Raw genomic sequence first — 15166 nt, forward strand, 5'->3', positions numbered from 1 at the left:
TCACGCGGCCGCCAAGGCGCCGTTGAGGAACACGTCGACGAGCTCCATCGTGGTGGGCTCGTCCCCGGTCTCGCTGAACCGGATCCGGCCGCTGAACAGCAGCGACAGGAACAGCGCCGCGGACTGCGACGGCGGCAGGCGCAGCCGGTCCTTCTCCGGTTCGAACAGCTCGGCCATGGCGTCGCGCATGACGCTCATCGACTCCTTGCGCCGGTCACGGCGTTCACCGCGGCCGTCATGGCGATGCTCCGGCCGCTTGCCGGAACCGTGCATGACCGCCATGAGCGCGCCCATGCGCTGGAGGTGCGCGCTGAGCGCGTCGGCCGCCTCGATGAGCCTGTCGTCGAGGGGCTGTTCGAGGTCGATGACCGCGATCGCGTCGAGGACCTGGTCGGGCTTCAGCGCTTCGGCGAAGCAGGTGGCGAACAGTTCGTCCTTGTCCTTGAACACGCGGAAGACGGTGCCTTCGCCGATGCCCGCGGCGCGCGCGATCTGGCTCGACGTGACACCGGCGCCGTGCTCCACCAGCAAGGGCAGCACGGACTGGACGATCATCCGGCGCCGCTCGTCGGCACTCATCCCCGGCGCTCTCCGCCGGGCGGTGGTTTCTGTCATGCGTCCAGTGTGCGGAGTGAGCGCTCACTCCGTCAAGCGAATAAGCCTCGAAGCGCGTGAAGGCCTCCTTCCCTCGACTGAGCCGAGGGAAGGAGGCCTTCACGCGCGAAACGTCAGTAGGTGATCGCGACCGCCGGGTCGGCCAGCAGGGCGCCGACGTCGGCCAGGAACTCCGAACCCTGCTGCCCGTCGACCACACGGTGGTCGAAGCTCAGCGAAAGCTGGAGCACCTTGCGCACCTTGATCTCGCCGTCGACCACCCACGGGGTGTCCTTGATCGCGCCGAGGCACAGGATCGCGGACTCGCCGGGGTTGATGATCGGCGTACCGGTGTCGACGCCGAAGACGCCGACGTTGGTGATGGTGATCGTGCCGCCGAGCATGGCCGCCGGGGTGGTCTTGCCCTCGCGGGCGACGTCGGTCAGCTCGGTGAGCGCGATCGCGAGTTCCTTGAGGGACATCGAATCCGCGTCACGGACCTTGGGCACGACGAGCCCGCGCGGGGTGGCCGCGGCGATCCCGAGGTGCACGTAGTCCTTGTAGACGATCTCCTGTGCCGCCTCGTCCCACACCGCGTTGACGTCCGGAGTGCGCTTGGCCGCCAGGCAGACGGCCTTCGCCGCGAAGGTCAGCGGAGTGACCTTGACCCCGGCGAACTCGCGCGACTTCTTCAGTTTCTCCCGGAATTCCATCATCGGCGTGACGTCGATGGTCAGGAACTCCGTGACATGCGGGGCGGTGTAGGCGCTCTGTACCATCGCGGCGGCGGTGGCCTTGCGGACGCCCTTGATCGCGACGCGGCGTTCCCGCGTCGCGGGGTCGTAGCCACTATCCACAGTGGACACAGCAGTCGGTGCGGCCGAACCGTTGGCGGCCGCGTGCACGTCGTCACGCGTGATGACGCCGCCGTCGGCGGTGCCGGTGAGCGCGTGCAGATCGACGCCGAGATCCTTGGCGAGCTTGCGCACCGGCGGCTTCGCCAGCGGCACGTACCCGCCCTTCGGCTTCGAAGCCGCCGCAGGCGCGGCAGGCGCGACGGGAGCGGGAGCCGCGGCCACCGGAGCAGCGGGAGCAGCACCCTTCCGAGCCCGGCGCTGCGTCACGACGGCCTTGGAGCCGTAGCCGACCAGCGGCTTCATCTCCTCTTCCGCCGGCTCTTCAGCCGCGGGAGCGGCGGCGGGTGCCGGGGCCGCCTTGCCGCCGGGGTCGACGTCGATGGTGAGGATCGGCGCGCCGACCTCCACCGTCTGGCCCGGCTCGACGAGCAGTTCGGTGACCACGCCCGCCCACGGGATGGGCAGTTCGACGGCGGCCTTGGCGGTCTCGACCTCGACGACGATCTGGTTCACCGTCACGGTGTCACCCGGCTTGACCTGCCAGGCGATGATGTCGGCCTCGGTCAGCCCCTCCGCCGTGTCGGCCAGGGGGAATTGTTTGTACTCGGGCATTTCGGCGATTTCCCCCTTACCAGGCGAGCGAACGGTCGACGGTGTGCAGAACCCGGTCCAGGTCGGGGAGGTAGTGCTCCTCGAGTTTGGCGGGCGGGTACGGCGTGTCGAATCCGGTCACCCGGAGCACGGGGGCTTCCAGCGAGTAGAAGCATTCCTGCTGCACGCGCGCGGCGATCTCCGAGGTCAGCGACGATTCCGACGGCGCCTCGCTCAGCGCGATGAGCCGTCCGGTCTTGCGCACCGACTCGAAAACCGGCTCCAGGTCGAGCGGGGAGAGCGTCCGCAGGTCGATGACCTCCAGCGACTTGCCCTCGTCCTCGGCGGCGGTCGCCGCGTCGAGCGCGACCTTCACCGACGGGCCGTACGCGACGACGGTGGCCGTCGTGCCTTCGCGGACCACGCGGGACTTGAACAGCGGGTCCGGCGTGGTGTCGGTGTCGACCTCGGACTTCATCGCGCCCGAGTGGTACAGCTTCTTCGGCTCGAAGAACAGGATCGGGTCGTCGGACTTGATCGCCTGCTGGATGCCCCAGTAGGCGTCGACGGCGTTCGAAACCGAAACGACCTTGAGGCCGGGGATGTGCGCGAACAGCGACTCCGGCGACTCCGAGTGGTGCTCGACCGCGCCGATGCCGCCACCGAACGGCACCCGGATCACGATGGGCATCTTGATCTTGCCCTGCGTCCGGTAGTGCAGTTTGGCGACCTGGCTGGAGATCTGGTCGAAGCCCGGGAAGATGAAGCCCTCGAACTGGATCTCGCAGACGGGGCGGAAACCGCGGACGGCGAGGCCGACCGCGGTGCCGATGATGCCCGATTCCGCGAGCGGCGTGTCCAGCACGCGCTGCTCGCCGAAGTCCTTCTGCAGTCCGTCGGTGATGCGGAAGACGCCACCGAGCTTGCCGACGTCTTCACCCATGATCAGGACCTTCGGGTCCTCTTCCATGGCGCGCCGGAGGCCGAGGTTGATCGCCTTGCCGATGGTGAGTTTCTGGAGGTCGGCCATTTCAGTGCTCCCCCGCCCCGATGAAACCGTCCAGGTAGGACAGGTACTCCTCGCGCTGCGCGTCCAGCAGCGGCGTGGACTCCGCGTACACGTGGGAGAAGATCCGGTCCGGTGGTGGTTCGGGCATGTTGAAGCAATAGTCGCGCAGTTCGGCGGCGAAGGCGTCCGAGTCGGCCTGCACCTGGTCGAAGAACGCCTGGTCGGCGCCGCCACCGCGGGCGAGGTACGCCCGGACGCGCTCGATCGGGTCCTTCAGCTTCCACTCCTCCAGCTCGTCGGAGAGCCGGTAACGGGTGGGGTCGTCGGTGGTGGTGTGCGCGTCCATCCGGTAGGTGAACGCCTCGATCAGCACCGGGCCGTTGCCGTGACGGCACTCCTCCAGCGCCCAGCGGGAGACCGCGAGGCAGGCGAGGACGTCGTTGCCGTCCACGCGGATGCCGGGGAAGCCGTAACCGCGGGCGCGCTGGTACAGCGGCAGCCGCGACTGGCGCTCGGTGGGCTCGGAGATCGCCCACTGGTTGTTCTGGCAGAAGAACACGATCGGCGCGTCGTAGACGGCGGCCCAGACGAAGCCTTCGTGCACGTCGCCCTGCGAAGTCGCTCCGTCACCGAAGTAACAGATGGTCGCTTCGCTGTCTTCGTCGCCGACCTTGCCTTCGAACTTCTGGCCCATCGCGTAACCGGCGGCGTTGAGCACCTGGTTGCCGATCACGATGGTGTACGGGTGGAAGCGGTGGGCCTGGTAGTCCCAGCCACTGTGGTCGGTGCAGCGGAAGATGCCGAGCACCTCTTTGAGGTCGATGCCGCGGGCGTACGCGACGCCGTGCTCGCGGTAGCTCGGGAAGGCCATGTCCCGCTTCTGCAAGGCGCGGCCGGAGCCGATCTGCGCGGCCTCCTGGCCGAGCAACGGGACCCAGATGCCGAGCTGGCCCTGGCGCTGCATCGCGTTGGCCTCGCGGTCCGCGCGGCGGACCAGCACCATGTCGCGATAGAGGCCCTTGAGGGCTTCGGCGTCGATGTCGTCGACGTAGCGGTCGAATTGCGGCGAGGCGACCCGTTCGCCTTCGGGAGTGAGCAGCTGAGTCAGCTCAGCGCCACCTTCGCTCGTCGCTCGCAAACCGGCGATCACCTGTTCGGGGGTGGGTTGCGCCGCCGCGGCGGCGGGGCCATCTCCAGGCTCCGGGTGCGTCCAGTGTTCGGACGGCATGCGCTGCTCTCCTTGATGTCGGCGCCTCTGGCGGCCACTTGTGGCGGCCACAGTGACTGCGCCGTCGGGGACCAGCGCGTCGGATCTGAGGCGCTGGGTCACCGTCGGCGTTGACGGTTCGTGCGGACATCCTGGCATGCCGGATGCCGTTTTGGTCAGTGCCGGATGCTGATTTGTTGCTGAGAAAAGGTGCCTGATCAGGGGAAATGCTAGGAAGCCCGAGTGTGGGGCCGCCGAAAGTAGGGAATTCACCCGCGGGCCGACCAGCGGACGACGGACCCGGACGGGTGTCCTGACCGGCGCGGTCGATGACGATCCGTGCCCGCCGCTGTGATCCATCCCACTCTCCGGCGCCCGTGGCAGGATGGCGGACGTGGAGCAGAAATCCGTACGCGAAACCGTGGTTTCGAACTGGACGAACGACGTCCTTCCCAGCCTGTCCGGCCTGGTGGCGATCCCCGCCTTGTCGCCGGCGTTCGACGCCGAGTGGGCGAAGACCGGTCATCTGGCCGCCGCCGTCGAGCACGTCCGCTCCTGGATCGCCGCCCGGGAGATCCCCGGCGCGACGCTCGAGGTCGTGGAACTCGAAGGCCGCAGCCCGCTGCTGGTCGTCGACATCCCGGCGACGTCAGAAGCCGCAGACAAGGGCACCGTGCTGATGTACGGGCACCTCGACAAGCAGCCGCCGGTCGGTGGCTGGTCCGAGGGGCTCGACCCGTGGACGCCGGTGATCCGCGACGGTCGGCTGTACGGCCGCGGCGCGGTCGACGACGGCTACTCCGGCTACGCGGCGACGACGGCGATCGAAGCCGTGCGCGCGGCCGGTGGCGAGCACTCCCGTGCGGTCGTGCTGCTGGAGACCGGTGAGGAATCCGGCAGCCCGGATCTGCCCGCCTACGTCGAGCACCTGAAGGAGAAGCTCGGCGCGGTCTCGCTGGTCGTCTGCCTCGACGCCGGCGGCACCGACTACAAGCGCCTGTGGCTGACCACCAGCCTGCGCGGCATGCTGCACGTCAACGTCACCGTGAAGGTGCTCGAGTCCGCGCAGCACTCCGGCATGGCCAGCGGCATCGTGGCGAGTTCGTTCCGCGTCCTGCGTGCGCTGATCGACCGGATCGAGAACGTCGAGACCGGCGAGATCAAGCTCGCCGAGCTCAGCGTCGACATCCCGGAGAACCGCGTCGAAGAGGCGCGTGGCGTCGTCGAGATCGCGCCCGGCGCGGCGAAGACGCTCTTCCCGGTGGTCGGCCGGACGGTCTCCGACGACGATCTGGAGCTGCTGCTCAACAACTCGTGGCGGCCGACGCTTTCGGTGATCGGCGCGAAGGGTTTCCCGCTCCCCGCCGACGCGGGCAACGTGCTGCGCGACAGCACCACGCTCACCCTGAGCTTCCGCCTGCCGCCGACCGCCGACGCGAAGGCCGCGATGGAGGCGGTCCGCCGCGTCCTCACCACCGACGTTCCTTACGACGCTTCGGTCGAGCTCGGCGATTTCCAGGCGGAGAACGGCTGGAACGCGCCGGACACCGCGCCGTGGCTCGACGAGGTGCTGCACCACGTCAGCGGCGAGGTCTTCGGCGAGCCGCACAAGAGCTACGGCATGGGCGGATCGATCCCGTTCATGGGGCTGCTCGGCGAGAAGTACCCGGACGCGCAGTTCGTGGTCACCGGCGCCTGCGGGCCGGACTCGAACATCCACGTGCCGGACGAGTGGCTGAACATCGACTTCGCGCAGCGGGTCACCGAGGCGGTCGCGCACATCCTGAACGCGCACGCGCGGAGCTGATTCCCGGCTCACGCTGCAATGAAGGACTCCTTCATCGCAAAATTTGCGATGAAGGAGTCCTTCATCGCACGCGCGGGAGGATCATGTTCGAAGGCTTCGAGCTCGAAAACGTCGACACGGGCGACGTGACCTTCAGGGTCCGCCACGGCGGATCGGGGCCGCCGCTCGTCCTCCTGCACGGACATCCCCGCACCCACACCACCTGGTACGACGTCGCGCCGCGGCTCGCGGACGCGTTCACCGTCGTCTGCCCGGATCTCCCCGGCTACGGCCAATCGTCGAAACCCGAGACCGCCGAAGACCACTCGGCGCACTCGAAACGCGCCATGGCCAGGCACATCGTCGCGCTCATGCGGCACTTCGGCCACGAACGGTTCGCCGTCGCCGGGCACGATCGCGGCAGCTACGTGGCGCATCGGCTGGCGATGGATCATCCCGAAGCGGTCACCAGACTGGTCGTCCTCGACGGCGTCCCGATCGGTGAGGCGCTCGCGCGGGCCGACGCGAACTTCGCGCGGAAATGGTGGCACTGGTTCTTCTTCGGCCAGCTCGCGAAACCCGCCGAGCGGGTGATCAACGCCGACCCGGACGCCTGGTACGGCGGTGATCCCGAAGCCATGGGCGCGGAGAACCACGCCGACTTCCTGCGTGCGATCCACGACCCCGAGACGGTCCATGCGATGTTGGAGGACTACCGCGCCGGCCTCGGGCCCGACCGTGAAGCCGACGACGCCGACAAGGCGGCCGGGCGGAAGCTCGGCTGTCCCGTCCTCATGCTGTGGTCCAGCCGCGACGACATGGCCGAGCTGTACGGCGACCCGATCGCGGTGTGGCGCGAATGGGCCGACGACAACCCGGCCGACCTCGCGGCGGCGTTACGGGAGTTCCTGGGCTGAGCGGGTCGTGAGTGGTAAGTGTCGTTAGAACGACACTTACCACTCACGACCCGCTCAGCCCACGCGATACCGCCGCGGCGTCCGGCCCTAGGCGAACTTGTTCAGCGCCGCGGCGAGTTCCGTCAGCTGCGGCGTGAAACGCTGGTACGAGAAGGGCGTCTCGTTGTTCCAGGGGATCAGTTTCCCGGCCTTCACCGCGGGCAGCCGTGCCCAGGTCGGCACGCCGCCGAGCCCGTCCGGGCCGAGCGAAAGCGAACCGCCGCGGTTGTCGTACATGATCACGTCGGCCGGGTACTTGCCGATGTTCTCCCAGCTGATCTGCTGGTAGTAGCCGCCCTGGCTCTCATCCGGCGCCTCCGGCGTGACGAAGTCGAGTCCCTTGCTCTGGTAGTGCTTCGAGGTCGCGAATTTCGGCGCGTTCGAGACGTAGACGGCGTCCTTCTGCGCGGACACGAGGAGGATCTTCAGCCCAGCGGCCTTCTTCGCCGCTTCGGCGAGCGCGGCGTCAGCCTTCTCGTACTCCTCCTTCGCGGCCTTGATCGCCGGAGTCTCGGTGTCGGCGCCGAGCGCCTTCGCGAGCGCGATGAACTTCGCGATCCCTTCGGGCATCGAGATGTCTCGCAGCCGGACGCCGACGCTGGGCGCGGCCTTGTCGATCTTCTCCGTCTGCGTGTCCGGGACGTACCACATCTGGTCCTTGAGGTACATCACGCTGATCAGCAGCTGCGGGTTCAGCGAGACGAACTTGTCGAAGTTGAACTCGTTCCACACGTTCCCGAGCGAGGTCACCGTGTTGAGGTCGACGCCGCCCGCCTGCGGGTCCGGCTTGCCGTCGGCGAACTTCGACGGGCCGAAGATCCCGACCGACTTCACGCCGAGGTCCCACAGCGCCGCCGCCGCGGTCACCTGCGCGACGATCCGCGTCGGCCGCTCGCCTTCGAGTTTCCGGCCGCGGTCGTCGGTGAACGACCAGGTCGCGCCCGCTCCCCGCGTGGGTGTCTCGTCCTGGTAGCCGCAGGCGGTCAGGAGGCCGGTGGCGCCGAGCGCCGCGGTGCCGGCGAGAAAGCCGCGTCGGGAGAGGTGCATGGAGATCTTCTTTCGCCGTCGAACCGGATTTCGTCGTTAGGCTAGCCTTCCCTTATCGTGGACGCCATGGTCCAGGTCACGGAGCGCGGCACGACCATGAGGACCAGCGTTTCCGTGAGAACGCTGGTCCTCGTGGGGTCCCTGACAGCGCTCGTCGCGGTCATCCTGCTGTCGATCGGCTTCGGCTCGAACCGCCTTTCGCTCGGCGAAGTCCTGCACGCCCTCTTCGCCTACGACGGGAGCTACAACGACGTCGTCGTCCGCGACGATCGCCTGCCCCGCACTGTGCTCGGCATCCTGGCCGGGATGGCGCTCGCGCTGGCGGGCTCGCTCATGCAGGCGATCACGCGCAACCCGGTCGCGGAACCCGGCCTGCTCGGCATCAACCACGGTGCCGCCGTCGCGATCGTGCTCGGCTCGACGCTGTTCTCGGTGACTTCGCCCGGCGAGTACGTCTGGTTCGCCTTCGCCGGGGCACTCGCGGGAACCGCGCTGGTCTCGGTGCTCGGCGGGACACGCGGCGCGACGAGCCCGCTGAGGCTGGTGCTGGCCGGTGTCGCCGTCCAGGCGGTGTTCGTCGGGATCAACCAGGGCATGCAGATGGTCAACACGCACAACCTGCAGGCCATGCGGTTCTGGCTGGTCGGTTCGCTGGTCAACCGGAATCTGGATCAGCTGTCGGTCTTGCTGCCGTTCTTCGTCGCGGGGGTGGTGATCGCGATCGTGCTGGCCCGCGCGCTGAACGCGCTGGCGCTGGGCGAGGACACGGCACGTGGTCTCGGCGCGAATCCGGCGCTCGTCCGCGTCGCAGGGATGGTCGCCGTCGGTCTGCTTTCGGCGTCGGCGACCGCGGCCTGCGGGCCGATCGCCTTCGTCGGACTGATGATCCCGCACGTCGTCCGCACGCTGATCGGCCAGGACGAGCGGTGGGTGATGCTGATTTCGGCGTTGCTCGGGCCGGTGCTGCTGCTCGGCTGCGACGTCCTCGGCCGCCTGCTCGGCTCGCCGGGGGAGATCCAGGTCGGCGTGATGACCGACGTCGTCGGCGGGATCGCGTTCGTGATCGTGGCCCGGCGCTTGAAGGCGGTGCGCCGATGACCGCGCTCGTTCGTCGTGAGTCCGGTGTGGACAGACGATCGGTGATCGTCGTCGCCGTGCTGGCCCTGGTGACGCTGACGCTCGTCGTGCTTTCCGTCGGCACCGGCGACTACGAGATGAGCCCCGGCGAAGTGCTCGCCACACTCGCGGGTTCGGGTACGAAGGCGCAGTACCTGGTCGTCATGGGACGGCTGCCGCGTGTACTGGTCGCGATCCTCGTCGGGGCCGCGCTGGCGCTGGCCGGGGCGGTCTTCCAGACGATCACCCGCAACCCGCTGGGCAGCCCGGACATCATCGGCTTCACGACCGGCTCGGCGACCGGCGGCATCGTGACCCTGCTGCTCGTCGGCTCCGGCCCGGGGCTCGTCTCCGTCGGCGCGCTGGTCGGCGGGCTGCTGACCGCGCTGGTCGTGATGGCCTTGTGCGCGCCGCACGGTCTGCTGAGTTCGCGGCTGGTGCTGCTCGGGATCGCGGTCAGCGCGGTGCTGGTCGGCGTGAACTCGTACCTGCTGGTGAAGGCGAATCTCGAAGCCGCCGCGCAGGCCGTCGGCTGGCTGGTCGGCGACCTCGCCGGCCGCGACTGGAGCTTCTTCGTGCCGCTGGCGGTCGCGGTGGCGGTGCTCGCCCCGATCGTGTTCTTCAACGGCCGCGCGCTGCGCATGCTGGAGATGGGCGACGACACCGCCACCGGTATCGGCGTCGACGTCCACCGCGTTCGGCTGACCCTGGTGCTGGTCGCGGTCGCGCTGGTGGCCGCCGCCACCGCCGCGACCGGGCCGCTGCCGTTCATCGCGCTCGCCGCGCCCCAGCTCGCGCGCCGGATGACGCGTCTGCCGGGGCCCAACCTGGCGGCTTCGGCCTTCGTCGGCGCGGCGCTGGTCGTCGCGGCGGACTACCTCGGCCAGCGGCTGCTGGGGTCCTCGCTGCTGCCCGCGGGCGTCGTGGCGGCAGCCCTCGGCGGTGCCTATCTGCTCTGGCTGCTGCTGCGTCGCAGGGCTTAGGTCAGCCGGGTCAGCTGCACCGAGACGTCCAAAGTGGACTGACCGCCACCGGTGAAGATGCCCTTGAGCGGTGGCACGTCGGCATAGTCGCGGCCGTACGCGACCCAGACGTGCCGCGGCCCGACCGGGATCGCGTTCGTCGGGTCGTAGGCCCACCAGCCGCCGGTCCACACGTCGACCCAGGCGTGGCTTTCGCCTTCGACCGTCTCGCCGAGCTTCGCCTCCGGTTTCGTGTGCAGATACCCGGAGACGTAGCGCGCCGGGACGCCGATCGCGCGCAGCATCACCAGCGTGACATGCGCGAAGTCCTGGCAAACCCCTTCGCGCGCACGCCACGCGTCGGTCGCCGTGCTGTGCACACCGGTCGTCCCAGGCTGGTACTTCAGCTGCTGGTTGACCCATTCGCAGACCGCGAGCACGGCCTCCGCGGGGTCGAGCCCCTTCCGCAGTTCACGCGCGACCTTCGTCAGCTCCGGATCGCGTGGCGTGTACGGCGTCGGCGTCAGGTACTCGGTGCGGTGGTCGACCACGGTGTCGCCGCGCAGGTCCTTCCACGTCGCCGAACGGACCGGCTCGCCTTCGTCGGCGGTCTCGACCACCGACGTCGCGAGCACGGTGAATTCGGTGTGCGGCGCGTGAAGGTCGAACGACGTCACGACGGTGCCCCAGTAGTCCGTGTACCGGTAAGCACGGGTCGCCGGCGTCGTCTCGACCCGGTTCACGACCGTGGTCTGCCGCCGGTCGGAGCGCGGGGTCAGCCGTGCCTCGTTGTACGACTGCGTGGCCGGGGTCGCGTACCGGTACCCGGTCCGGTGGGCCACCCGAAGCTGCCAGGTCACAGCGAAACCTCCGCACCGCTCCAGGCCACCCAAGGCGACGAATGGAAGTACTGCACCGAAACCGCGTCGCCGATGTCCTTGATCGAGGTCTGCAGGGCGCCGAGCCGTTTCGGCAGGTCCTCCAGCAGATCCGACGGCCGCAGGAACTCCAGCTCGCTGCGCGCGCGGCCGAGCTGCCGCAGCGCCTCGGACTTCTCGTTGGCACGCGAGTTGACACCGGGGTCCAGCCGCTCCAGGCATTCCTCGGCCTGGCGCAACGCGTGGAACACCGAACGCGGGAAGAGCGTGTCCCGCAACAGGAACTGCACGACCCGGCCGGCGTCGAGCGCGCCGCGATAGGTCCGCAGGTACGTGTCCTGCGCGCCCGCCGAACGGAGCACGGTGATCCAGCCGGGTGACGAAGCGCTGTCCTGGACTCGCGAGAGCAGCAGCCGCACCACCATGTCCGCGCGTTCGACCGACCGGCCGAGCACCATGAACAGCCAGCCGTCGTCACGGCTCATCGTCGAATCGGCGAGCCCGGCGAACATCGCCGCGCGCTCCTCCACGAAGGAGAGGAACGCGTGCGGCCCGGCGCGGCGCGCGTACCGCTGCCTGTCCGGCACCGCGTTCCACGTCGCGTTCAGGCATTCCCACAGCTCGGTCGAGACGACTTCGCGGGCGCCGCGCGTGTTCTCGCGGGCGGAGTTGATCGAACCGACGATCGACGCCGGATTGTCCTTGGCGTAGGCGACCAGCTCGGTCAGCTTCCACACGTCGAGCGTCTCCATGCCCTCCGGCGAGATGCCGAGGACGGCGAGCAGCTGGCGGCTCGCGTGGTCCGGGTCGACGCTCGCGTCTTCGAGCAGCTGATGCACGGAGACGTTGAGGATCCGGGAGGTGTCATCGGCGCGTTCGACGTACCGGCCGATCCAGTACAGCGATTCCGCGTTGCGGGCGAGCACATCAACCTCCCTTATGCCTGTTGCTGCTGCTGTTGCTGGGTGGTGGTCAGCTCCGGGCCCTGTTCGGCGATCAGACCGTCCACTTGGGACAGTGCGCCGAGTGCGGGCCGTTCCAGTTCCCGTTCCGCCGTCGAAGATCGCGGCGCGAGTACCCAGGTGTCCTTGGAGCCGCCGCCCTGCGACGAGTTGACGACCAGGCTGCCCTCCGGGAGCGCGACCCTGGTCAGCCCGCCGGGCAGGACGAAGATCTCCTTGCCGTCATTGACCGCGAACGGCCGCAGGTCGACGTGCCGCGGCGCCAGCCTTTCGTCCACTTTGGACGGGACGGTGGACAGCTGGACCACCGGCTGGGCGATCCAGCCGCGTTTGTGCGCCCGGACCTTCCGCTTCAGCGCGGTCAGCTCGGCCTGCGTCGCCTCCGGGCCGAACACGATGCCGTACCCGCCCGAACCTTCGACCGGTTTGATCACCAGCTCGTCCATATGCTGCATGACGTGGTCGAACTCGTCCGGCAGCCAGCACCGGAAGGTGTCGACGTTGGGCAGCAGCGGCTTCTCGTTGAGGTAGTACTTCACCATCTCGGGCACGTAGGTGTAGACGAGCTTGTCGTCACCGACGCCGTTGCCGACCGCGTTCGCGATCACCACGTTGCCCGCGCGCGCCGCGTTGAGGATGCCGGCCACGCCGAGCACGGAATCCGGCCGGTAGTGCACCGGATCGAGGAACTCGTCGTCGATCCGCCGGTAGATGACGTCGACCTGCCGTTCGCCCTCGGTGGTGCGCAGGTAGACGACGTTGTCCCGGCAGAACATGTCGCGGCCCTCGACCAGCTCGACGCCCATCAGCCGGGCCAGCAGCGAATGCTCGAAATACGCGGAGTTGTGCACGCCGGGGGTGAGCACGACGACCATCGGGTCGGCGACGTTCGCCGCGGCCGCCGCCCGGAGCGCGCGCAGCAGATGCGAGGCGTAATCGCCGACCGGGCGCACCCGGTGCTGGGCGAACAGGTCCGGGAACACGCGCGCCATCGTGCGGCGGTTCTCCATCACGTACGACACGCCGGACGGGTTGCGGAGGTTGTCCTCCAGCACCCGGAAGGTGCCCTCCTCGTCGCGCACCAGGTCCACACCGGACACATGGATGCGGACGCCGTTGGGCGGATTGATCCCGAACGCCTCGCGCTGGAAATGCTCGCAGGAGGTGATCAGCCGTCGCGGCAGAACGCCGTCACGCAGGATCTGCCGGTCGCCGTAGACGTCGGCGAGAAAGGCTTCGAGCGCGCGGACCCGTTGCGCCACACCGCGTTCGAGTTTGCTCCATTCGGCGGTGGTGATCACGCGCGGCACCAGGTCGAGCGGGAACGGGCGTTCCTGGCCCGACAGTGAGAACGTGATGCCCTGGTCCACCATGGCCCGGTCGATCGCCGCCGACCGGGACGAAAGGTCCGCCGACGTCAGCGCGGAGATCGATTCGTACAGCGCGCGATACGGCTGGCGGACCGTGCCGTCGGCGGTGAACATCTCGTCGTACGCGCCCGCGTGTGGCCGCGACGGCGAAAGATAGCCGTCGAACTGCGCCCCGGGTTTCGCCGCGCGCCGGGCCGACGTCGTCGTCCGCGGGCGGCGGCCCGCAGGGGGGAGACGGGGCGCCGAGTTGTTGTTCATGGGGTCATCGTGACCCATGGACCCCGTCCGGCGCGAGATGCCCCGGTTGGCTTGGTGGAATGATCAGCCTGATGCTAGCCTCGCCGGGCGTATTCAAACCTGACTGGGGGAAGGTTGGATTCTGTTCGGCGTTTCGCCATGCGTAAAACTCGTTGACTCGCGTATTGCCTGCTGGATGAGCAGGCTCTGAATTTCACCTGCAATTTACAAGGGGAATTGTGAAGAATCTTGTGAAGACGTTCATCGTGGCCGGTGCCGCAGTGGCGGCGTTGGCCGTTCCGGGTGTCGCGATGGCAGCTCAGGACGGTGCCGCGGCGCCGTCGACCAGTGTCGGCGTAGCGGATGTCACGAGTCGTTGGTGCGGTCACAACTACGATAGCTGTATCCGTGAGCGGAGCGAATTCGCCCGGTATTACAACGTCGGGCCGCTCGAGTACTTTCCTGTCGACCCCAGTTGTGCGGGTATCTGCTACAACGGCTACAGGTTCCAATATTGGCCCAAGTAGATAGGGCGGCGGTGGGGCGCTTCGGCGCCCCACCGTGTTTCCCGTGCTGGGCCGGTTGAACCTCTGTCGGGACCCACCGGGACCGAGGTCGGCTCCCTCCCGTTGTCGGGACGATCTTCGCTGGAAACAGCGCTGTAACGTCTCGGTGCTGTGCTTGCCGCCGGATGAGTGGCACTATGCATGCTCTCGACACATGGGAACTACAAGGAGTGACGACGTGGCCCGATTGAAAGCGCTCGCCCTGATCCCGGCGCTCGCCCTAGCCGCGGGTGCGCTGACCGCGTGTGGCGAAGAAGGTGGGCAGAGCACCGCGGCCGGTGGCGTCCAGCTCGTCGCCTCCGGCAAGCTCACCACCTGCACGCACCTGCCCTACCAGCCGTTCCAGGTCAAGCAGGGCGACAAGATCGTCGGCTTCGACGTCGACCTGGTCGACCTCGTGGCGAAGAAGCTGGGTGTCGAGCAGAGCATCGTCGACATCGCCTTCGAGAACATCGAGTCCGGCGAGGCGATGAACACGGGCCAGTGTGACCTCGCCGCCGCCGGGATGACGATCAACGACAAGCGCAAGGCGAAGTTCGCCTTCTCCGACCCGTACTTCGAGGCGTCGCAGGCGCTGCTGGTCAAGACCGGTTCGCCGATCAAGGACCTGAGCAACGTCGCCGGCAAGAAGATCGGCGTCCAGTCGGCCACCACCGGCGCCGACTACGGCAAGGAAAAGGCCGTCGGCGCCGAGATCGTCACCTTCGACGACCTCGCGCTGCTGGAGCAGGCGGTGAAGAGCGGCCAGATCGACGCGGGCATCAACGACAACGGTGTGCTCTACGACTTCGTGAAGACGAACCCGGACACGACCGTCGTCACGGAGTTCAAGACCAACGAGTTCTACGGTATCGGCGTGAAGTCGGGTAACACCGCCCTCGTCAACCAGGTCAACGAGGTCCTCAAGGCTTCGGTCGCCGACGGCTCGTACGCGCAGATCTACCAGAAGTGGTTCGGCAAGGCGCCGACCTGGCAGCCGGGCAGCCCGGCCGCCGGTTGATAATCCGTCCTCTGTGGCCGGTGCCCAG

At 68.3% G+C, this 15166-nt stretch carries 13 protein-coding genes; 5 read left to right on the forward strand and 8 right to left on the reverse strand.

The features are described 5' to 3' along the window. The 4 genes from ACSMFO_RS29430 to pdhA form a co-directional block, all read right to left on the reverse strand. Entirely contained in the window at positions 1–579 is a 579-nt protein-coding gene (locus ACSMFO_RS29430) for a TetR/AcrR family transcriptional regulator (protein ID WP_436461341.1), read from the reverse strand. A gap of 149 nt (positions 580–728) precedes the next feature. Continuing rightward, the gene (locus ACSMFO_RS29435) at positions 729–2063 is read right to left on the reverse strand and encodes a dihydrolipoamide acetyltransferase family protein (RefSeq protein WP_436461271.1); all 1335 of its coding nucleotides are present in this window, start codon (positions 2061–2063) and stop codon (positions 729–731) included. A gap of 16 nt (positions 2064–2079) precedes the next feature. Then, on the reverse strand, positions 2080–3072 hold the full coding sequence (locus ACSMFO_RS29440) for an alpha-ketoacid dehydrogenase subunit beta (RefSeq protein ID WP_350572843.1): 993 nt from the start codon (positions 3070–3072) through the stop codon (positions 2080–2082). 1 nt (position 3073) lies between these two features. Next, entirely contained in the window at positions 3074–4279 is a 1206-nt protein-coding gene (gene pdhA / locus ACSMFO_RS29445) for a pyruvate dehydrogenase (acetyl-transferring) E1 component subunit alpha (RefSeq protein ID WP_436461272.1), read from the reverse strand. 373 nt (positions 4280–4652) lie between these two features. On the opposite strand from pdhA, the gene ACSMFO_RS29450 reads away from it, so the two are divergent. After that, complete coding sequence (locus ACSMFO_RS29450; RefSeq protein ID WP_436461273.1) at positions 4653–6065, forward strand: M20/M25/M40 family metallo-hydrolase; 1413 nt, start codon at positions 4653–4655, stop codon at positions 6063–6065. Between the two features lie 83 nt (positions 6066–6148). Then, a complete protein-coding gene (locus ACSMFO_RS29455) occupies positions 6149–6961 on the forward strand; it encodes an alpha/beta fold hydrolase (protein ID WP_436461274.1) in 813 nt (270 codons plus the stop codon). A gap of 87 nt (positions 6962–7048) precedes the next feature. Here the strand turns inward: ACSMFO_RS29455 and ACSMFO_RS29460 are convergent, their stop codons facing one another. After that, entirely contained in the window at positions 7049–8047 is a 999-nt protein-coding gene (locus ACSMFO_RS29460) for an ABC transporter substrate-binding protein (protein WP_436461275.1), read from the reverse strand. Between the two features lie 132 nt (positions 8048–8179). On the opposite strand from ACSMFO_RS29460, the gene ACSMFO_RS29465 reads away from it, so the two are divergent. Both ACSMFO_RS29465 and ACSMFO_RS29470 read left to right on the forward strand, forming a co-directional pair. Beyond that, a complete protein-coding gene (locus ACSMFO_RS29465; protein WP_436461276.1) occupies positions 8180–9145 on the forward strand; it encodes a FecCD family ABC transporter permease in 966 nt (321 codons plus the stop codon). Beyond that, positions 9142–10146, forward strand: coding sequence for a FecCD family ABC transporter permease (locus ACSMFO_RS29470; protein ID WP_436461277.1), 1005 nt, complete (start codon positions 9142–9144; stop codon positions 10144–10146). Before ACSMFO_RS29465 ends, ACSMFO_RS29470 begins: the two co-directional genes overlap by 4 nt. On the opposite strand, the gene ACSMFO_RS29475 is transcribed toward ACSMFO_RS29470, so the two are convergent. From ACSMFO_RS29475 to ACSMFO_RS29485, 3 genes are read right to left on the reverse strand one after another with little or no spacing between them, the layout of a single operon-like run. Further along, a complete protein-coding gene (locus ACSMFO_RS29475; RefSeq protein ID WP_073845853.1) occupies positions 10143–10985 on the reverse strand; it encodes a transglutaminase family protein in 843 nt (280 codons plus the stop codon). The genes ACSMFO_RS29470 and ACSMFO_RS29475 overlap by 4 nt on opposite strands. Continuing rightward, a complete protein-coding gene (locus ACSMFO_RS29480; protein ID WP_378435119.1) occupies positions 10982–11929 on the reverse strand; it encodes an alpha-E domain-containing protein in 948 nt (315 codons plus the stop codon). Before ACSMFO_RS29480 ends, ACSMFO_RS29475 begins: the two co-directional genes overlap by 4 nt. Positions 11930–11940: 11 nt before the next feature. Beyond that, complete coding sequence (locus ACSMFO_RS29485; protein WP_436461278.1) at positions 11941–13593, reverse strand: circularly permuted type 2 ATP-grasp protein; 1653 nt, start codon at positions 13591–13593, stop codon at positions 11941–11943. 723 nt (positions 13594–14316) lie between these two features. Here ACSMFO_RS29485 and ACSMFO_RS29490 point away from each other — a divergent pair. Next, complete coding sequence (locus tag ACSMFO_RS29490; protein WP_038521722.1) at positions 14317–15138, forward strand: transporter substrate-binding domain-containing protein; 822 nt, start codon at positions 14317–14319, stop codon at positions 15136–15138. Positions 15139–15166: the final 28 nt, after the last annotated feature.

It is taken from the genome of Amycolatopsis sp. w19 (assembly GCF_051373225.1).
Lineage (GTDB): Bacteria > Actinomycetota > Actinomycetes > Mycobacteriales > Pseudonocardiaceae > Amycolatopsis > Amycolatopsis japonica.